The organism is Streptomyces sp. NPDC007346, from assembly GCF_040703535.1.
GTDB lineage: Bacteria > Actinomycetota > Actinomycetes > Streptomycetales > Streptomycetaceae > Streptomyces.
The window spans coordinates 19,125-37,293 of sequence record NZ_JBEYKR010000015.1; the positions used below are offsets into that span (position 1 = coordinate 19,125).

At 73.8% G+C, this 18,169-nt stretch carries 17 protein-coding genes and 1 pseudogene; 12 read left to right on the plus strand and 6 right to left on the minus strand.

What is annotated here, in order from left to right:
- Positions 1–24: 24 nt before the first annotated feature.
- The 4 genes from AB0917_RS07295 to AB0917_RS07310 form a co-directional block, all read right to left on the minus strand.
- Positions 25–444 carry an SCO5918 family protein gene (locus AB0917_RS07295; protein WP_366818502.1) on the minus strand — a complete coding sequence of 140 codons (420 nt, stop codon included), beginning with the start codon at positions 442–444 and terminating at the stop codon, positions 25–27.
- Positions 445–531: 87 nt separating this feature from the next.
- Positions 532–2,100, minus strand: a complete 1,569-nt coding sequence (locus tag AB0917_RS07300) for a DEAD/DEAH box helicase (RefSeq protein ID WP_366818503.1) — start codon at positions 2,098–2,100, stop codon at positions 532–534.
- A gap of 257 nt (positions 2,101–2,357) precedes the next feature.
- Positions 2,358–2,561 carry a cold-shock protein gene (locus AB0917_RS07305; RefSeq protein WP_015609674.1) on the minus strand — a complete coding sequence of 68 codons (204 nt, stop codon included), beginning with the start codon at positions 2,559–2,561 and terminating at the stop codon, positions 2,358–2,360.
- Positions 2,562–3,041: 480 nt separating this feature from the next.
- A complete protein-coding gene (locus AB0917_RS07310) occupies positions 3,042–3,368 on the minus strand; it encodes a MerR family transcriptional regulator (RefSeq protein ID WP_366818504.1) in 327 nt (108 codons plus the stop codon).
- A gap of 492 nt (positions 3,369–3,860) precedes the next feature.
- On the opposite strand from AB0917_RS07310, the gene AB0917_RS07315 reads away from it, so the two are divergent.
- The 5 genes and pseudogenes from AB0917_RS07315 to AB0917_RS07335 form a co-directional block, all read left to right on the plus strand.
- Positions 3,861–4,451: a hypothetical protein gene (locus tag AB0917_RS07315; protein ID WP_366818505.1), complete on the plus strand. Its 591-nt coding sequence runs from the start codon at positions 3,861–3,863 to the stop codon at positions 4,449–4,451.
- A 10-nt stretch (positions 4,452–4,461) separates the two neighbouring features.
- Positions 4,462–5,049, plus strand: a complete 588-nt coding sequence (locus AB0917_RS07320) for a toxin (RefSeq protein ID WP_366818506.1) — start codon at positions 4,462–4,464, stop codon at positions 5,047–5,049.
- A gap of 124 nt (positions 5,050–5,173) precedes the next feature.
- On the plus strand, positions 5,174–6,487 hold the full coding sequence (locus AB0917_RS07325; protein WP_366818507.1) for an MAB_1171c family putative transporter: 1,314 nt from the start codon (positions 5,174–5,176) through the stop codon (positions 6,485–6,487).
- Positions 6,484–7,104: a hypothetical protein gene (locus AB0917_RS07330; RefSeq protein ID WP_366818508.1), complete on the plus strand. Its 621-nt coding sequence runs from the start codon at positions 6,484–6,486 to the stop codon at positions 7,102–7,104. The genes AB0917_RS07325 and AB0917_RS07330 overlap by 4 nt, the downstream gene beginning before the upstream one ends.
- A gap of 195 nt (positions 7,105–7,299) precedes the next feature.
- Positions 7,300–8,367, plus strand: a pseudogene (locus tag AB0917_RS07335) (NAD-dependent epimerase/dehydratase family protein); the annotation flags it as partial.
- A 233-nt stretch (positions 8,368–8,600) separates the two neighbouring features.
- Here AB0917_RS07335 and AB0917_RS07340 read toward each other — a convergent pair.
- On the minus strand, positions 8,601–10,124 hold the full coding sequence (locus AB0917_RS07340) for a ParB/Srx family N-terminal domain-containing protein (protein WP_366818509.1): 1,524 nt from the start codon (positions 10,122–10,124) through the stop codon (positions 8,601–8,603).
- 369 nt (positions 10,125–10,493) lie between these two features.
- On the opposite strand from AB0917_RS07340, the gene AB0917_RS07345 reads away from it, so the two are divergent.
- From AB0917_RS07345 to AB0917_RS07355, 3 genes are all read left to right on the plus strand, one after another.
- On the plus strand, positions 10,494–11,276 hold the full coding sequence (locus AB0917_RS07345; protein ID WP_366818510.1) for a glycosyltransferase family 2 protein: 783 nt from the start codon (positions 10,494–10,496) through the stop codon (positions 11,274–11,276).
- 146 nt (positions 11,277–11,422) lie between these two features.
- A complete protein-coding gene (locus AB0917_RS07350; protein WP_366818511.1) occupies positions 11,423–12,052 on the plus strand; it encodes a DUF2064 domain-containing protein in 630 nt (209 codons plus the stop codon).
- Between the two features lie 284 nt (positions 12,053–12,336).
- Entirely contained in the window at positions 12,337–13,128 is a 792-nt protein-coding gene (locus tag AB0917_RS07355; protein WP_366818542.1) for a class I SAM-dependent methyltransferase, read from the plus strand.
- Between the two features lie 448 nt (positions 13,129–13,576).
- Here the strand turns inward: AB0917_RS07355 and AB0917_RS07360 are convergent, their stop codons facing one another.
- Positions 13,577–14,899, minus strand: a complete 1,323-nt coding sequence (locus AB0917_RS07360) for a molybdopterin-dependent oxidoreductase (RefSeq protein WP_366818512.1) — start codon at positions 14,897–14,899, stop codon at positions 13,577–13,579.
- Positions 14,900–15,040: 141 nt separating this feature from the next.
- Here AB0917_RS07360 and AB0917_RS07365 point away from each other — a divergent pair, with 141 nt between their 5' ends.
- The 4 genes from AB0917_RS07365 to AB0917_RS07380 all read left to right on the plus strand — a co-directional run bounded on the left by AB0917_RS07365 (position 15,041) and on the right by AB0917_RS07380 (position 18,122).
- Positions 15,041–16,690 (plus strand): hypothetical protein, encoded by a 1,650-nt coding sequence (locus AB0917_RS07365; protein WP_366818513.1) that lies wholly within the window; start codon positions 15,041–15,043, stop codon positions 16,688–16,690.
- 103 nt (positions 16,691–16,793) lie between these two features.
- Positions 16,794–17,042 (plus strand): hypothetical protein, encoded by a 249-nt coding sequence (locus AB0917_RS07370; protein WP_366818514.1) that lies wholly within the window; start codon positions 16,794–16,796, stop codon positions 17,040–17,042.
- Positions 17,039–17,218 (plus strand): hypothetical protein, encoded by a 180-nt coding sequence (locus AB0917_RS07375; RefSeq protein ID WP_366818515.1) that lies wholly within the window; start codon positions 17,039–17,041, stop codon positions 17,216–17,218. The genes AB0917_RS07370 and AB0917_RS07375 overlap by 4 nt, the downstream gene beginning before the upstream one ends.
- A 43-nt stretch (positions 17,219–17,261) precedes the next feature.
- Positions 17,262–18,122 (plus strand): GNAT family N-acetyltransferase, encoded by an 861-nt coding sequence (locus AB0917_RS07380; protein ID WP_366818516.1) that lies wholly within the window; start codon positions 17,262–17,264, stop codon positions 18,120–18,122.
- Positions 18,123–18,169 lie beyond the last annotated feature (47 nt).

Genomic DNA, 18,169 nt, shown 5'->3' on the forward strand with positions numbered 1-18,169 from the left:
GGCCTGTGCCGTGGAGCGGGTCGCTCAGACGGTGCCGAGCCCCTGCGCGGGACCCGGTCCCGGAACAACGGGGGCCGGAGCCGCGGCGGGGGCCGGAGCCGAAGTCACGGCGGGAGCCGGGGCCGGGGCCGCGGCCGCCGGGGTCCCGAGCAGCGCGGACGCCGTCTCCAGCGGGGTGCGGGCGGCAGCGGCGGCCGGGGCGGGCGCGGCCTCGGCGGTACGGCAGGTGAAGCCGAGCTTGGAGAGCGCCCGGACGACCTCGGCGGAGCTGAAGTCGCGCCGGTCCTGCCGGGTGATGACTTCGCCGACCTGCTTGACCGGGTAGACACGGCGGCTGATGACCACCGCGTCACCGGTGACGGGTTCGGGCTTGATGCCCTTCATCGAGTCCTCCACCTCGTTCTTGAACAGATCGAAGGGGAAGCGGGCGATGACACAGCGCATGGTTCCTCAACAGGGGTCGAGTGGCTGGGGAGGCCGCACGGCGGAGCCGTACGGGGAGGGCGGCGGCGCACCGCCGCCCCGCGCGCCCTACGCGGCGCGGTTGGACCGGCGCAGCGCGGCGGCCGCACGCGCCTCGGGCGTCGGCACACCCGGGCGGCGGCCACGGGCCGGGGCCCCGCCGCCACGCTTGGTACCGCGGCCCATGAACGCGCCGCCGCCACTGCGGCCGGAGCGCTCCTTGGGCGGGGCGGTGATGACCACCGGGACGCCCGAGGGCGCCTGCGCACCGGTGATCCGGCTCAGCTCGGCCTCGCCGGAGCGGACCTGGGCGATCTGCGGGGTGATCCCGGCGTCCGACATCAGGCGGGTCATCTCGCGGCGCTGGTTGGGCAGCACCAGCGTGACGACGCTGCCGGACTCCCCGGCCCTGGCGGTACGGCCGCCGCGGTGCAGGTAGTCCTTGTGGTCGCTGGGCGGGTCGACGTTGACGACGAGGTCCAGGTTGTCGACGTGGATGCCGCGGGCCGCGACGTTCGTGGCGACGAGGACCGTGACGTGCCCGGTCTTGAACCGCTCCAGGGTGCGGGTGCGCTGCGGCTGGGACTTGCCGCCGTGCAGCGCGGCCGCCCGGACCCCGCTGTGCAGCAGGTGGTCGGTGAGCTTGTCCACCGCGTGCTTGGTGTCCAGGAACATGATCACGCGCCCGTCGCGGGCCGCGATCTCCGTGGTGGTGGCGTACTTGTCGGCGCCCTGGACGTAGAGCACGTGGTGCTCCATCGTCGTGACGGCACCGGCGGCCGGGTCGACGGAGTGGACGACCGGGTCGTTCAGGTAGCGCTTGACGAGCAGGTCGACGTTGCGGTCGAGCGTCGCCGAGAAGAGCATCCGCTGCCCCTCCGGGTTGACCTGGTCGAGCAACTCGGTGACCTGCGGCATGAAGCCCATGTCGGCCATCTGGTCGGCCTCGTCGAGGACGGTGATGGTGACCCGGTCCAGCCGGCAGTCGCCGCGCTCGATGAGGTCCTTGAGCCGGCCCGGCGTGGCGACGACGACTTCGGCGCCGCCGCGCAGCGCGCTGGCCTGGCGGCCGATGGACATGCCGCCCACGACGGTGGCGATGCGGAGCTTGAGCGACCGGGCGTACGGGGTGAGCGCGTCGGTCACCTGCTGGGCCAGTTCCCGGGTGGGGACGAGGACCAGGGCGAGCGGACGCTTGGCGTCGGCGCGGCGCCCCTCGGTACGGGCCAGCAGCGCCAGGCCGAAGGCGAGGGTCTTGCCCGAGCCGGTCCGGCCGCGGCCGAGGACGTCACGGCCGGCCAGCGAGTTCGGCAGGGTGGCCGCCTGGATCGGGAACGGGACGGTCATGCCCTCGGCGACGAGCGCCGCCTTGAGCGTGGCGGGCATCTCCAGCTCGCCGAAGGTCTCGGCGGCGGGCAGCGCCGGGGTGATGGTCACCGGCAGGGCGAACTCGCCCTTCAGCGCGGAGCCGCGGCGGCTGGAGCCGCCGGACCGCTTGGGGCCGCCACCGAAGCCGGCGGCACGGCGTTCGCCGCCACCGGAGTACCTCGGCGCGCCGCCGCTGCGGGAGCCGGAGGGGCCGCCGGAGCGGCTGCGGGCGAATCGGTCGTTCGAGCGGGGTGTGCGTTCGCGGTTCATGCAGAACCTTTCCTCGATGGGGCACGTATCGAGGGATTCTTTTGCGGGAAGCGGCCGTGAACGGCACCCAGAATCGCAAGAACGAGCCGATGAAAAGACAAAGGGGTGTGACAGGGGGAGCGAAGCCCGGCCGCCGGGAATCAGTACACCGGACGCGGCTTCGGCAAGGGGCGCGCTCTGCGGGCCCCGGAAACAGCAACGAGCTGGGGCCCGCACCCCAAGGTGCGGGCCCCAGCTGCGCAGAACTACCTGAGTGATCAGGCGGGGGTGATGTTCTCGGCCTGCGGGCCCTTCTGGCCCTGCGTGACGTCGAAGTTCACCTTCTGGCCTTCCTGCAGCTCACGGAAGCCGCTGGCGGCGATGTTGGAGTAGTGGGCGAAGACGTCGGCGCCGCCGCCGTCCTGCTCGATGAAGCCGAAGCCCTTTTCCGCGTTGAACCACTTCACGGTGCCAGTAGCCATGTCATATCTCCTTAGGGGAGGGGCAGTGCCCGTGGGCCCACACTGTGCGGACCCCACGTCGCCGCGATGATTACCCCGTCCGGAAGAACACCGGAAATACAAAAGTGCATCCACCGACATCCAGCCGGCTGATGCACTTGAAGTTTTTGGGAACCACAACTGCAACTGAGATCAACAGTAGCACGGCAGCGCCGGGAGAGGCAGAACCAAATATCACTCGGCATGGCGGAACAAAACAGCGGAAGAAAAGCCTCATCGCGCATTGCGTGAAATTCTGTGCCGGCGAAAGCAGATATGTTCCCGGCCGGGCAGGCCCTGCGGGCCGGGCGGGGCCGAGCGGGGCAGGCCACGGCCACGCGGGCGCGAAGCCGGGCGGGGCAGGGTCGCGCGGGCGCGGAGCCGGGCGGGGCAGGGTCACGCGTGGGGGGCGCGGGTCAGCGCTCAAGGGTGCGTGGGGCACATCGCACCCGGGGGCGTGCGTCAGCGTCCGGTGTCGCCGCGCAGCTCCTCGTTGAGGCGGAGCGCCTCCTCGAGCTGGTCCTCCAGGATGACGATCCGGCAGGCGGCCTCGATCGGTGTGCCGGAGTCGACCAGCTCGCGGGCGCGGGCGGCGATGCGCAGCTGGTAGCGGGAGTAGCGGCGGTGGCCGCCCTCGGAGCGCAGCGGCGTGATCAGGCGGGCGTCACCGATCGCCCGCAGGAAACCCGGCGTCGCTCCGATCATCTCGGCGGCGCGCCCCATGGTGTAGGCGGGGTAGTCGTCGTCGTCGAGCCGATCGATGGCGTGCGAGGGGGTCTCCGGGGGCATCTGCACCTCTTCTGTCACGCACGACCGAGGGCCCGGGGGCGCCGTACGCCTGCGGGGTGTCCCTCTGCCGCGTACCGCCGTTTTACCTGTTTCACCTGACTGCACGAGAAACCCTAATCGCCCGGCAAGGACATGTCTATCGCGACCGGGACAGGTTTCGGCCACCGGCGGCGGGGCCGTGGCCGAGACGCCGACAGAACTGACCGACTGGTCAGTTGTCGTCGGGCCGACCGCGGGGCCATAATGCACGCGTAGCCCTTCACGCATCCCCCGTCGTGAAGGGCTACACCCCTGTCCGGAACCGGTTCCGAGCCGATGCGAACCCCGGCCCAGGGCCGATACGGACCCCGGTTCGGGGCCGATACGGACCCCGGTTCGGGGCGGATTCGGACGCCCTGGGCGTTACGGGCATCGCCGGAGCATTCACGGGCAAGGGACTCCCCTCGTGGTCCCCTGCCCGTGTTTTTTCGAGTTAACAGTGACGTAGAGTGTTTGCGCAAGCTCAGTTCCGAGTCCGAAGTGAGCGTGGAGGCCCGGATGGCCATGGTCGACGGTGACGAACCCGGTGCGGAACGGAACGAACCACCCGAGCAGGCCGGTCCGCCCCCGCTGAACTCCCTCCGGGAAAAAGTCGAGTACATGGTCGAGAAGACCTTCCCCGGCCGGAAGATCTCGGGCCGGGTCTTCGCGGATCTGGTGCGGGAGCGCGGCGGGTCCCTCTCGCACAGCTACTTCTCCAACATCCTCGCCGGCAAGGTCACCCAGCCCTCGGAGGAGATCCTCAAGGCCCTCGGGCTGGGGTTCGGCGTCGACTGGCGCTTCTTCAAGGAGGAGTCCGAGGTCGTCGACGACGTCGTCGCGGGGCTCCAGTTCCTGGCCAAGCGGCGGACCGGGGAGATCAGCGGGGTGGCGGGCCGGGGGCTGGACGACGAGGGGCTTCCGCCGGAGCTGTTGCAGTTCGCGCTGTCGTTGCTGGAGGACGCCGCGCGCGACAACTCACCGGGGCCCTCGCGAGGAACCTGGGACAAGCCGAGTGGGGCCCAGGACGGCGTGCATCACCGCCAGGCCGGTCCGGAAGCGTAGCGTCGGTGTCATGTCCCTGCGGAAGCTGCGCAAAGAGTGCGAGGCACAGCTCGCCGACCTGCCCATCCCGGCCCCCTTCTCACTGACCGGTCTGGTCGCCAACATGGAGGCGGCGCGCGGCCGCACCATCCGGCTGCACGAGATGCCGGACCGGCTCGCCCGCGTCAACGCCGCCTGCGGACTGCGCCTGAAGACCGGCTCCACCAGCCTCGTCCTCTACCGCCGCAGGCCGACCGCGTACCAGACCGAGCACGTCATCCTGCACGAGCTGTGCCACGAGTGGTTCGACCACGGGACGACCCTCGACGCCGAGCAACTGCGCACGCTGCTCCCGGTCTTCGACACCTCGCTGATCGCCCGGATGCTCTCCCCCGAGGCCGCCGAGTCCTTCGCCGCCGGCGGCTCCACCGTGCAGGCCCGCGCGCAGTACGCCACCCATGACGAACGCATGGCCGAATTCGGTGCCTCCCTGATCCCCCGGATGGCGCGGGACCTGACCACCGATGACATGGTGGGGCGGCTGACCGACTCCCTGTCCCGCCCGGTGGCCCACCGTCGGCGCGGACTGCTCCCCCGGAGACGGCCGGACGACGCGTGAGACAGCGTGCGGGAGGACGACTGACACGTGCCAGCGCCCCCGACCGCGGGCCCCACACCCGCGCCCGCTCCCACCACCGCCCCGACACCGACACCGCCCCTGACACCCGAGGACGAAGACCGCTGTGACCCCCCTCGATCTGGCCGGTTACCTGATAGCCGGCCTGATGACAGCCGTTGCCCTGTGGCGTATGCCCGCTGCCCTGTGGGGCGATGAGGAGGACCGCAGACGGCGGGCCCTGTGGGGCTGCTACGCCGGATTCGCGCTCGCCCTGTGGACCAAGACCGCGGCCGTGCGCACCGGACTCAACAACAGTGCCGTCACCGACCTCGCCGTACTCATCAAGCACTACACCGCGACGGTGGCGATTCTGGCCATCCTCAGCTACATCGTCGCGATCTACGGCAGCTACCCCGAAGCGGGCGCCGTCCCCCGCCACGTACGGTTCGCCCGGCTCGTCCAGCAGGTCGCGGCGAAGGCCTCGGTGGCGACGCTGATCCTGCTGACCGTCCTCTTCTTCACCGTGGTCGACCGCTCCGTCCCCTCGGACCGCTTCGTCTCCGACCACGCCGGCGAGTGGGGCGCGACGCTCTACATGAGCGTCTTCTACCTCTACCTCGGCGCCGCCTCCGCCGTCTGCGCCTTCCAGTGGGCCCTGGCCACCGCCGACGCGCGGCGGCGCCAGCTGCGCATCGGGCTCGGCATGATGACCTTCGCGATGTTCATCGGCGTCGGCTACACCGTCAGCCGGACCCTGTTCCTCTGGGTCAGCGTGGTGGACGAGCCGAGCGAGGAGTTCGCCCTCCGCTTCGACCAGGTGACCGAGGCGGCGCAGCTGGTCCTCTTCGCGTTCTTCGCCCTCGGCGCGTCCGTCCCCGCCTTCAGCACCGGCGCACGCCGGGTGAGGCTGTGGCGGGCCCAGGTCCGGCTGCACGCCCTCTGGTACGAGCTGATGGCGTCCTTCCCCGACCAGCCCTTCGACCCGCCCGCCTCCCTGCCCCGGGAGCTCACCCGCTTCAACGCCCCGGCCGACCTGCGGGTCGACCGCTGGGCCGCCGACATCGCGGACGCGGTGGAGAAGCTGCGTCATTACGTCCCCGACGAGCTGGTCGCCGCCTGTGAGCAGGCCGCCGCCCTGGACACCGCCGATGCCCGCCGGGCGGCGGCGCTCGGCGACGCGTACTGGATCAGGGCCGCCCTGCTGGCCAAGGAGTCCGGCGCCCCCGCCGGCCCGGCCGCCGCGGTGGCCGCCCAGCAGGCCGCCGACCAGGACGGCGAGGTGGCCCGGCTGGAGCGGGTCGCCGCCGCGTACCGGACCGTCACCCCGGAGCGCGCCCGCACGGTGCTCACCGCGGCGACCACCAAGGCGACCGCTGCGGCCACCACCGCGAGGCCGGCAGAGACCACGGCAGCAGAAACGACGGAGCAGACCTCATGAGCAACGCCGCCACCGACCACTCCCCCACCGGCGACGCCCCCACCGCCCGCATATCGCTCGCGCGCACGGTCACCGACGTGCTCCAGCCCCGCAACGTCCTGCTGGCGGGGATGCTCGGCATCGGACTGGCCGCCGCGGGCGACTGGACCGGGCTGCTCTGGGGGTTCCTCGGGGCGCTCTGCGCCGGGCTGATCCCGGCGGGGTACATCGAGTGGGAGCGCGGGCGCGGCACCTGGGGCGACCGCCATGTCGTGGACCGTACGAAGCGGGCCCCGATCTTCTTCGTCATCCTCGGCTCCATCGGAGCGGGTTCGGTGGCGATGGTCCTCGGGAACGCGCCGCGCGGCATCCTCGTCGCGATGCTCGCGCTCTGGGTCATGACGATCGGGCTGCTGGCCGTCAACACGGTGTGGAAGATCTCGGTCGACTCGGCGGTGGCCTCGGCGGTGGTCGCCCTGCTCGCGGCCGTGCACTCCCCCTGGTGGCTGGCCGCGTACGCGCTGACCATGGCCGTCTGCTGGTCGCGGGTGGCCCTCGGCTACCACACGGTCGCCCAGACCGTGGCGGGCGCGGCGCTGGGCGCGGCGACGACGGTGGCGTACGCGTTCGGGGGCTGACGAGGGCGTTTCGGCGGCGCTCGGCGACTGACACTTCGCCACAACGGCACGCACGCGTTCGAGGGCTGACGAGGGCGCGTCGGCGTGCGGCGCCTGGCGCTTCGCCACGACGGCACGTACTCGTTCGAGCGGCCTCGCCCCCGGCCGGTGCGCCGCGCCCCCGCCGCCCCGGCCCCCGCCCCTAGCGTGGCCGTCATGCGCGTACTGGTCACCGGCGGAGCCGGGTTCATCGGGTCACATGTCGTCGCCGCGCTCACCGCGGCCGGGCACGAGAGCGTGGTGCTCGACGCCCTGCTCCCCTCGGCCCACCCCGGCGCCGCGGCCCCCGAAGTCCCCGGCGGGCGGGTCGTCGTCGGGGACGTCCGGGACCGGGAGGCGGTGGCGGGGGCGCTCGCCGGGGTGGACGCGGTCTGCCACCAGGCGGCGATGGTGGGCCTGGGCAAGGAGTTCGCGGACGCGCCGCTGTACGTGGGGTGCAACAACCTGGGTACGGCGGTGCTGCTGGCGGAGATGGCCGCCGCCGGGGTGCGGAACCTGGTGCTGGCCGGGTCGATGGTGGTCTACGGCGAGGGCCGCTACGACTGCCCGCGCCACGGCACGGTCCGCCCCGGCCCCCGCCCGGAGACCGCGCTGCGGGCGGGCAGCTTCGAGCCCCACTGCCCCGAGTGCGGTGCGGAGTTGGCGCCGGGCCTGGTCGGCGAGGACGCGCCCGCCGACCCGCGCAACGTGTACGCGGCCACCAAGCTCGCCCAGGAGCACCTCGCCGCCGCGTGGGCACGGGCGACGGGGGGCAGGGCGGTGTCGCTGCGCTACCACAACGTGTACGGGCCGGGGATGCCGCGCGACACCCCGTACGCCGGTGTCGCCTCGTTCTTCCGCTCGGCCCTGGCGCGCGGCGAGGCGCCCCGGGTCTACGAGGACGGCCGCCAGCGCCGCGACTTCGTCCACGTCCACGATGTCGCGGCGGCGAACGCGGTGGCCCTGGAGGCGGTCCGGGAGCGCCGGCCCGCCTCCTTCGCCACGTACAACACCGGCAGCGGCGAGCCGCACACCATCGGCGAGATGGCCACCGCGCTGGCCGCCGCGCACGGCGGGCCGGACCCGGTGGTGACCGGGGAGTACCGCCTCGGCGACGTACGCCATGTCACGGCGGACTCGCGGCGGCTGCGGGAGGAGCTGGGGTGGCGGCCCCGGGTCGCGTTCGCGGAGGGGATGGCGGAGTTCGCGACGGCGGAGCTGAGGGGAGCGGAGGCGGAAGCCGGAGCGGCTCGGGTTGCGGGGGCGCCCCGACACATGGGGGGCACCCCGGCCCGTGAGCGCACCCAGCCCGTGAACGCACCCCGGCCCGCGCCTGCGCCCCAGCCCGTGCGTGCGCCCCAGCCCGTGAGGACTGAGGCGCCGCGAACCTCGGCTGAGGCGCCGTAAACCTAGGCTGAGTGCCGTGCGCGCGCTGACGCGGGCTCGCACCCCGGCGTACGGGGATTCACCGCGCGGGCTCACACTCCCGCGCACTGGCCCGTGCGCGGGCCGTGGACCTCATTGCTCCTCCCCGTGTTGTCCGGGGCCGGGAGGTTGGCGGAGCACACCACGGGGCCGGTGACCGTGTTGGCGGCGAGCTGGACGCCTCCGGTGTTGCCGGTGAGGACGACGGCCCCGGTCACCGAGTTGGCGGTGCAGCCCGGTCCGCCCAGCCGGACGGGCCCGGCGGTGCCGCTGATGGCCAGCGGCCCGCTGAGGCTCGACCCGCACACGTGGATCGCGGCGGCGCGGTCGGACTGGAGCGGGCCCTCCAGCGTGGAGCCGGTCAGGACGAGCGCCGCTCCGGCGCGGACGGTGACCGGGCCGCGCAGGGCGGCGCGGTCGGCGCAGGTGACACCGTCCGTGACGGTCAGCGGGCCGGTGCGCGGTCCGGTGATCGTGGTGGTGCAGGCGGGGGCGGGCAGCACCCGCGACTTGTAGTCGAGCGATTCGGCGAGCTTGCCCGGCTTGGCGTCCGTCAGCGGCTTGCTCAGCTTGGCGAACTCCCCGCCGGTCTCCTTCTTCCCGCCGTTCCACTCCGCGATCCGCCCCAGCTGGGCGGCGGTCTTCCCGTCGTCGACGACCGCGTCGGCGTCGAGCGCGGCCATGGACGTGGAGGCGCGCTTGACCAGGTCGAGGTACGGGCCCGGCGCGGTCAGGTCGTACGCGGCCGTGTCGTGCTCCCCGCGCAGCCAGGAGCCCCAGGAGAACTCCAGGAACTCCGTCGCCCCGTCCGGGACTTCGTAACCGATGTCCCGGGTGAAGTAGACGAGGCTGCGGTACGGGTCGTCGCGGAAGTTCGTGATCCCCAGGCGGTCCGGCAACTGGTCGACGCCCAACGGCTTGTCGTTCTCGTCGCGCAGCCACACCTTCTTCTCGGCCGTCATGCGCTGCCAGAACGCGGCGGTGGAGAGCGAGCTGAAGTTGTCGGTGACGCGGAGCCGGACCGGCAGCCGGGTGGAGCCGTCGGGGCCCTCCAGGAACGACGTCAGCGTGTGGTGCCCGTCGGTGAGGTACAGCTTCCCGCCCGGCCCGATCACGGCCGTCTTCATCGGGGCGATCGACTTCGCGGTCTCCTGGCCGAGCGGCACGGTGCAGGTGAAGCTCGACGGGTCGTCCAGCCGGGCGCCGGGGCCCACCGAGGCCGCCTCGCCCTGGCCGTTGGTCTCGCACCAGTCGTCGAAGCGCTTGTTGAAGCCGCCCGCCGCCTCGTCCCGGGCGCTGCCGTACCGGCCCAGCTTGTAGAAGACCTGGTCGAAGCCGAGTACGGCCTGGGTCGGGTGGAGTTCGCCGAGCGTGACGTCGATCAGATCCCCCGGCCGCGCGCAGCTGCGCGGCAGCGGCCCGCTCCCGGCGCACGCCTCCGCGCTGCCCGTACCGGCGCCGCCCGGACCCGCGGCGACCGCCCCGGTGGAGGCGCCGACGACGACCGCGCCCGCGGCCAGTACCCCGGCCAGCAGCCGGGCCCCGCGCCGCGGCGGGCCGGTGTGCGATCTGTTCATGGACGTCCTCTCCGTACGCGCGATTTCGATCCATGCGGTCTCGATACGCGCGGTCTCGTACGCGTGACCTCGGTACGCGTGACCTCGGTACGCGTGACCTCGGTACGCGTGATTCCCGTGCACGCGGATTCCGCCCACGCGGTTTCCGTACACGGACACGCGGTTTCCGTACACGCGTTCTTCCGCCGTGACGATCGCAAGGCGTGGCGACGCCCGTACGGACGTGGTGTGAACGGGCGATGACGCTGTCATGCCGCGGTGGGACCGGCCGCGCGTGGCGTGTGGCGCGGGTGTACCCCACCGCCATCCGGCCGACGCTGATGCCCCGGATGAACCCATAGGCCGAAATGCCGGAGTTGTCTCCGTAGGGTGAGGCGGGTGACCGATTCCTCTGCCGCCCTCCCTGATGCCACTGCCCCGCACACCGCTCCCCGGAGAGCCGTACCGAGGGCCGATATCGTCCTGCCCTGCCTGGACGAGGCGGCCGCACTGCCCTGGGTGCTCGACCGCGTGCCCGCCGGCTGGCGCGCGATCGTCGTCGACAACGGCTCGACCGACGGTTCGGCCGAGCTGGCCCGCTCCCTCGGCGCGTACGTCGTCACGGAGGAGCGGCGCGGGTTCGGTGCCGCCTGCCATGCCGGACTGCTCGCCGCCGAGGCCGAGTTCGTCTGCTTCTGCGACTGCGACGGTTCGCTGGACCCCGCGCTGCTGGCCGGGTTCGTCCGGCGGATCGCGGACGGCGAGTGCGATCTGCTGCTGGGCCGCCGCCGTCCTGAGGGCCGGGGCGCGTGGCCGCCGCACGCGCGCGCCGGCAACGTCGCCCTCGCCCGGATGCTGCGCCGCCGCACCGGTCTGCGCCTGCACGACCTCGGCCCGCTCCGGGCGGCCCGGCGCGCCGACCTGCTGGCCCTGGACCTCACCGACCGGCGCAGCGGCTACCCGCTCCAGATGGTGGTCCGGGCCTCGGACGCCGGCCTGCGGGTCGCCGAGAGCGACGTCCCGTACCGGCCGCGCACGGGCAGGTCCAAGGTGACCGGCACCTGGCGCGGGACCTGGCACGCGGTACGCGACATGCGCGGGGTCCTGCGGGAGCCACCGGCACACCTCTCACTGCCGTCAGCCGAGCCGACCGGAACGGGGGCCGCCCGATGAGGCCGTACGACTCCGCCGGGTCCCCCACACTCACGGGACCTGCCACACCCACGGGTCCTGCCACGCCCCCCGAACCCACGGGACCCGCCACACCCACCGCTCCCACAGAGCCCAACAGTCCCACCGGAGCCACCGGACCCACGGAGTTGCTGGTCATCGCGAAGGAGCCGGTCCCCGGCCGGGTCAAGACCCGCCTCTGCCCGCCCTTCTCGCCCGCCGAGGCCGCCGAGCTCGCCGCCGCCGCCCTCGCGGACACGCTGCGGACCGTGCTCGCCCTCCCCGCCCGGCGGCGCGTCCTCGTCCTCGACGGGCGGCCGGGCCCGTGGGTGCCGCCGGGCGTCGAGGTGGCCCCGCAGAGCGCGGGCGGGCTGGACGAGCGGCTCGCGGCGGCCTTCGGGAGGTGTACCGGGCCGGCCCTCCTGGTCGGCATGGACACCCCGCAGATCACCCCGGCCCTGCTCGCCCCCGCGCTCGCCCCGGACGCCTGGGAGCGCTGCGACGCCTGGTTCGGCCCCGCCGAGGACGGCGGCTTCTGGGCCCTGGGCCTCGCGCAACCCGATCCCGCCCTGCTGCGCGGGGTGCCCATGTCCGTACCGGAGACCGGTGCGGTGCAGCAGCGCCGGCTGGTGGAGGCCGGCCTCGCGGTACGGGACCTTCCGGTCCTGCTCGACGTGGACACCGCGGCCGACGCCCACCGGGTCGCGGCCGACGCCCCCGACGGCCGCTTCGCCGAGGTGCTCGGCCGGCTGACCGGGGCGCGGACGGGGGTGCGATGAGTACGACGCTTCCCCCGTCGTCCGGGACGGCCACGCAGGAGCCCCAGGCGTCCACGGACACCGCGCCCGAGCCCCAGAAGACCAGCGGCACCACACAGAAGCCCCCGGAGGCCAGGGAGCCCCGGGAGACCAGGGAGAGCAGAGAGAGCCGGGAGCCCCCCGAGGCCCCCAAGCCCCCCGCCACCGCGGATGCCCACCCCGAGACCGGCCCCAGGCCCCACCCCGAGACCGGCGGCGGGACCGACGGGACCGCCCCCGGACCCCGCCCCGGGCCCCGCCCCGAGATCGGCGGCGGGCCCGGCCCCGAGGCCACCCGTACGGCCGCCCCCTGGGGCACCGACCCGTACGCCAACGCCCTGCGCAACGGCCGCGGCCCGCTCTTCCTCCGCCGCAGCGACGGCTGGCTGCTGCCCCTGGAGGTCGAGCGCTGGTGCTCCGATCCGGGCGCCGCCGACCTCTCCGCCCTGCACCGGTGCGAGGGCCCGGTGCTGGACATCGGCTGCGGCCCGGGGCGGCTGGTCGCGGAGCTGATCGGGCTCGGCCACCGGGCGCTCGGCATCGACGTCAGCGAGGCGGCGGTGGCCCGCACCCGCCGCATCGGCGGCTCCGCCCTGCTCCGCAGCGTCTTCGATCCGCTGCCGGGGGAGGGCCGTTGGGGCACCCTCCTCCTCGTCGACGGCAACATCGGCATCGGCGGCGACCCGGCCGCCCTGCTGGGCCGGGCGGCCGATCTGCTCGGCACGGGCGGGCTGCTGATCGCGGAGACCTCGCCGCTCGACATCGACGAACGCGTCCAGGTCCGCCTGGACGACGGCCGGGGCGCACCGGCGAGGGAGTGCGCCCCCGACCCGGCGGACCGACCGTTCCCGTGGGCCCGGATCGGCACTCCGGCGCTGCTGCGGTACGCCGACGCGTGCGGCTGGCGGCCCGCCGATCAGTGGAGCGCGGACGGCCGGGCCTTCGTCTCGCTGCGCCGCCCCCGCCACCCCGTACGGGAGCGGAGCGCGCGGACCAGCAGCCAGAGCGCGGAGAGGGCGGACAACCCGCCGGTGATCAGCAGCCAGTTGGAGAGGTAGACGTCCGGGGTGGTGCCGGAGGCGGCCTCGTACCGCTGTGCGGTCCGCCGGGTGATGAGCGGGAACCAGACCAGCAGGAGCAGCCCGGAGAGGAAGGCCGGTACGCGGACGAAGTTGACCAGGGCTCGCCGCGGTCCGAGGGCCGCGCGCAGGGCCCGGTCGGCCCCCGCGTACACGGGGAGCAGCACCAGGTCGTGCAGCAGCGCCGAGCCGGCGAACCAGAGCAGTACGCCGAGGGGGTCGCCGCCCAGGAGGCGTACGCCGGCGTATCCGGCCAGGCAGAAGGTGGCGGCCAGCAGGAGGAGGTGGAGAGGGCCCTCGCCGTACCACCGGCGCACGGAAAGACGCCCGGAGAGACGTACGGGAAGGCGCCCGGAAGGACCTGCGGGGAGACGTACGGGAAGGCGAACGGGAAAGCGTCGGCGCCGGGGCCCGGAAGGCGTCGCCATCACCACCCCTCCCCGAACGTCAGCGACCCGACCCACTTGGTGTTCAGCACCCCAGGGGCCGCCGGCACGATGATCCGGGCCGGGTGGCCGTGATCGGCCGACAGCGGCGCCCCGTTGACCTCCAGCGCGAGGAGCGAGCGCCCGTCGCGGACCTGGTTGTCGCGCAGGGCGGCCTTGCGGAACGGCCCGCTGCGCTGCACGGACTCCACGAACACGCTCGGCGGCCGGTCCGGATATCCGGCGATCACCGCCAGGTCCCGCAGCCGCACCCCGCGCCAGAGCTGGTCGGAGGTGGACCAGCCCTCCACGCAGGCGATCGGGAGCGCGGCGCTGTGCAGCTCCATGGCCAGCAACTCCGCGCGTGAGAACCGGAATTCACCGGCCGGCCCGCGCACCCTCAGCCGCCAGGCCTCGCCCCGGTCCGCCGCGTCGATCCGTACGGCGGCGGCGGTCTTGTTGATCTGGAAGCCGCCCGGACCCGCTTCCGTACCGCCGCGCGGGGTGAGCAGCGCGGTCCGGCGCCACACCCCGTCGAAGCTCCGCCCGGCCGTGGTGAGCAGCAGGAGCAGCGACCCCGCCCCGACCAGGGCGAAGGCCCCGCGCCGGGACAGCGTCGGCGGCAGCGGGTCGGGGGAGGCGAGTTCGTCACGCTCACCGGCCGCACCGCCAGCCCCACCACCGGACCCACCACGAGCCCCACCACCGGCCCCACCATCGGCCCCGTAGGCAGCACCGCTCCGGGCGCCGCCGCGCAACACCCGTACGGCCCTGGGCAGTTTGAGGGCGGTGTGGGCGACGAACCCGGCGAGGAACACCCACGCCCCGTAGAAGTGCAGGGGGTAGAACGACCCCGGGAACAGATAGTCGAGCTGGATGTTGAGCAGCCCTGTGAGGAACTGGAACAGCGCCCCGCCCACCAGGAGCAGCAACGAGATCCGCTCCAGGGCGTGGGCCACCGACCGTACGGGCGGCAGCGCGAAGAACTTCGGGATCACCGACCAGAGCTTGGCCAGCAGGACGGGGACGAGCACGATGCCGACGGTGACGTGGAGCCCCTGCGTCAGCCGGTAGAGCCAGCGCGGCCCGGTCGGCCAGGCGAACAGGTAGAAGCCGAGCCACCCCTTGTCCGGCGTGGAGTCGTTGGCCGCGTTCAGGTCCGGGTTGCAGGCCGCGTACGAGAGCAGCCCGGTGACGGTCACGACGGTGAGCCCGGCGAGCAGGACGAGCCCCAGCACCGCCGTGAACCGCACCCCGCGCACCGGGCTGCGCCAGAAGGCGGGGTCGGTGGGGATGCGCGGGCGGCGGAGGTCGGGCAGGGGCATGGGGCCGACGCTAGGCGCCGGAGGCCGTACGGAGGCGGTCGCGGCTCCGGCACCGTCCACGCGCCGCTCGTACGGCCCAGTGGCCGGGCGCGGGCCCTGTCGTACCGCCGGAACGCGGTCCGGCGTGCATAGCGTGCCAGCGTGAAGACCGAGGACAGCGAGGGCACCGAGGACATGGACCAGGCGAGCCGCACGGACCGCACGGACCGCACGGACCAAGCGAGCCGCACGGACCACACCGGCCACACCGGCCACACCGGCCGCACCGGCCACACGAACCAGGCGAGCCGAACAGATCAGGCGAACCAGGTGACCGAGGCAGACCACGCAGAGCACGCGGACCACGCAGAGCACGCAGACCACGCGGAACGCACGAGGACAACAGGCGGCCCACCACCCCTGGCACCCCCGCCCCCACTCCCTCCCCCCACCAGGAGCGAACCCGCCCGGCGCCAAGGCCGTCACGACCTCACCGCCGCCGTCCTGGCCGCCCTGCTCGTCGCCGCCGCCATCCTCGTCGGCCGGTCCGTCCAGAACCGGACCGGCACCCTCCACGTCCAGTGGCCGCCCCTCCTGGCCTCCTGGGACCCCCACCTGGGCCCCGGCACCCCCGCCGCGCTGACCCTGGCCGTGCTCCTGGTCGCGTACGGCCCGCCCCTCGCCGCCCGGCTGCCCTGGCGGCGGCTCCTCGCGGCGGCCTGGGCCGGGTCGACGGCCTGGGTCTTCTCGATGGCGCTGATCGACGGCTGGCACCGGGGCGTCGAGCGGCGGCTCACCACCAAGCACGAGTACCTGCGGGTCATCGACCGCTTCGAGGACATCCCCGCCACCCTGCGCGACTTCGCGAACCACATCGTGATCGGCGAGCCCGGCAACTGGCCCGCCCATGTCGCCGGGCACCCGCCGGGCGCCACGCTGACCTTCGTCTGGCTGGACCGCGTCGGGCTCGGCGGCGGCGCGTGGGCCGCCGTCTGGTGCGTCGTCGTGGGCAGTTCGGCGGTGCTGGCCGCGCTGGTCACCGTGCGCGTCCTGGCCGACGAGAACCTGGCCCGGCGCGCGGCCCCCTTCCTCGTCCTCGCCCCGGCCGCCGTCTGGGCGGGCGTCTCCGCCGACGGGTACTTCACCGCCGTCGCCGCCTGGTCGGTGGCGCTGCTCGCCCTGGCCGCGACGCGCCGGGTCCGCTTCCCGGCCGCGGCGGCGGTGGGCGGGGGTCTGCTGTTCGGGTGGACCTGCTACCTCAGTTACGGGCTGGGGCTGATGGCCGCGGTCCTGCTCGCGGTGCTGGTGCTGGCCCGCACGGCCCGCCCGGTGGTCCCGTTCCTGCTCGGCGCGCTGGTGGTCCCGGCCGCCTTCACCCTGGCCGGGTTCAACTGGTGGACCGCGTACCACCTGCTGGTCGAGCGCTACTACCAGGGCGCGGGCGGCGTCCGCCCGTACGCCTACTGGGTCTGGGCCAACCTCGCGTGTGCCGTCCTCGCGGCGGGCCTGGCCGCCGTGGCCGGGGTGCGCCGGAGCGCGGCGTACGCCCCCGGGGCCGTACGGGCGCTCCGTACGGGAACCACAGCGCCCGCCCACCGGCTGGCGCTGCTCGTCCTGGCCGCGCTGGTGGCCCTGCTCGCCGCCGACCTCTCCGGGATGAGCAAGGCGGAGACCGAGCGCATCTGGCAGCCGTTCCTGCTGTGGCTGCTGCCCGCCGCCGCGCTGCTGCCCGCCCGGACCGCACGGTACTGGCTGGTCGCGTCGGTGGTCCCGGCGCTGCTGATCAACCACCTGCTCTGGACGGGGTGGTGAACGACCTGGTGAACGTGTGCGTTTGCGGGGGCGGGGCGGACCCGGTTACGTGGAACGGGCGAGTCCGGAACACCCCGCACCGCACCACGTGGAGGTACCTCCGATGGCGAAGAAGAACCGTTCCGCGCCCGCCAAGGGCCTGCGCGGCAGCAAGGTGGGGCTCGCACTGAGCCTGGGCAGCAGCGCGCTCGCCGTCATCAGGGCCTCCAAGCAGGTGCGCCGGGCCAAGGGCTCGCACGACAAGCTGAACACCGCCGACGCGGTGGCGGGGATGCTGCCGCTGATCACCTCGGCCGCCCTGATCCTGCGGCAACTGCGCGGCCGGCGGCGGGAGAACCCGGAGACGGCGTGATCACCGACCGCGTGATCGCCGACCGCTGGAATCGCCGGCCTCGCGATGGCAGACCTCGCGATGGCAGACCGGCAGGTCGTCACCCGAACCGCGTGATCGCCGGCCTCATGACGGCCGACCGGCAGGGCGTCACCGTCACCGGAACCATGCGGGCCTCGATCACCCGTACGGCGTAACCGCCGGTCGCTGAACCGCCCCCGCCCGGGGTACGACTGTGCCGTGCCGAACCCTGTTGACGACTTCCGGATCGCCGCGGCCAGTGCCGAGGACATCGTGACGCTGGGCGAATGGGCCCACGAGGAGAGCTGGAACCCCGGCCTCGACGACGGCGGGGTCTTCTTCCCGACCGACCCCGGCGGCTTCCTGATCGGCCGCCTCGACGGCGTACCGGTCACCTCCGTCTCCGTCGTGCGCTACGGCCCCGACCACGGCTTCCTGGGCTTCTACCTGACCCGCCCCCACCTGCGCGGCCGGGGCTACGGGCTGCGCACCTGGCAGGCCGGGACGGCCCGGCTCCCCGGCCGGAACATCGGGCTGGACGGGGTGCCCGCGCAGCAGGACAACTACCGCCGCTCCGGCTTCCGCACCTGCTGGAGCAACGCGCGCTACGAGGGCACACCGCCGGCGGACATCGCACCGCCCCCGGGCACCGCCCTCGTCGACGCCCGCAGCGTGCCCTTCGGGCAACTCGCCACGTACGACCGGCGGTTCTTCCCGGCCGCCCGGCACGGCTTCCTGGCGACCTGGATCGCGGCCCCCCGGCGCACCGCGCTGGCGGCGGTGCGCGACGGGGAGCTCCAGGGCCTCGCGGTGCTGCGCGCCTGCCGGGCCGCATCCCGCATCGGCCCGCTCTACGCCACGTCCCCGCAGGTGGCGGCGGCGCTGGTGAGCGCGCTCGCGGCGACGGCGCCGGACGCGCCGGTGGCGATCGACGTCCCGGACATCAACCCGGCGGCCGTACGGCTCGCGGGCGAGCTGGGCCTGTCGCCGTCGTTCGACACGGCCCGGATGTACACGGGCCCCGAGCCGGTGATCGACCGGAGCGGGTACTACGGCATCACCAGCCTGGAGCTGGGCTGAGGGGCGGGTTCTGCGCGTGGGGGTGTCCTGCGCGGGGTCCCCTCTGC

Excerpts from the sequence above, each read along its gene's own strand:
- AB0917_RS07295 (WP_366818502.1), bottom strand. The coding sequence starts at position 444 with ATGCGCTGTGTCATCGCCCGCTTCCCCTTCGATCTGTTCAAGAACGAG.
- AB0917_RS07300 (WP_366818503.1), bottom strand. The coding sequence starts at position 2,100 with ATGAACCGCGAACGCACACCCCGCTCGAACGACCGATTCGCCCGCAGC.
- AB0917_RS07305 (WP_015609674.1), bottom strand. The coding sequence starts at position 2,561 with ATGGCTACTGGCACCGTGAAGTGGTTCAACGCGGAAAAGGGCTTCGGC.
- AB0917_RS07310 (WP_366818504.1), bottom strand. The coding sequence starts at position 3,368 with ATGCCCCCGGAGACCCCCTCGCACGCCATCGATCGGCTCGACGACGAC.
- AB0917_RS07320 (WP_366818506.1), top strand. The coding sequence starts at position 4,462 with ATGTCCCTGCGGAAGCTGCGCAAAGAGTGCGAGGCACAGCTCGCCGAC.
- AB0917_RS07330 (WP_366818508.1), top strand. The coding sequence starts at position 6,484 with ATGAGCAACGCCGCCACCGACCACTCCCCCACCGGCGACGCCCCCACC.
- AB0917_RS07340 (WP_366818509.1), bottom strand. The coding sequence starts at position 10,124 with ATGAACAGATCGCACACCGGCCCGCCGCGGCGCGGGGCCCGGCTGCTG.
- AB0917_RS07360 (WP_366818512.1), bottom strand. The coding sequence starts at position 14,899 with ATGCCCCTGCCCGACCTCCGCCGCCCGCGCATCCCCACCGACCCCGCC.
- AB0917_RS07370 (WP_366818514.1), top strand. The coding sequence starts at position 16,794 with ATGGCGAAGAAGAACCGTTCCGCGCCCGCCAAGGGCCTGCGCGGCAGC.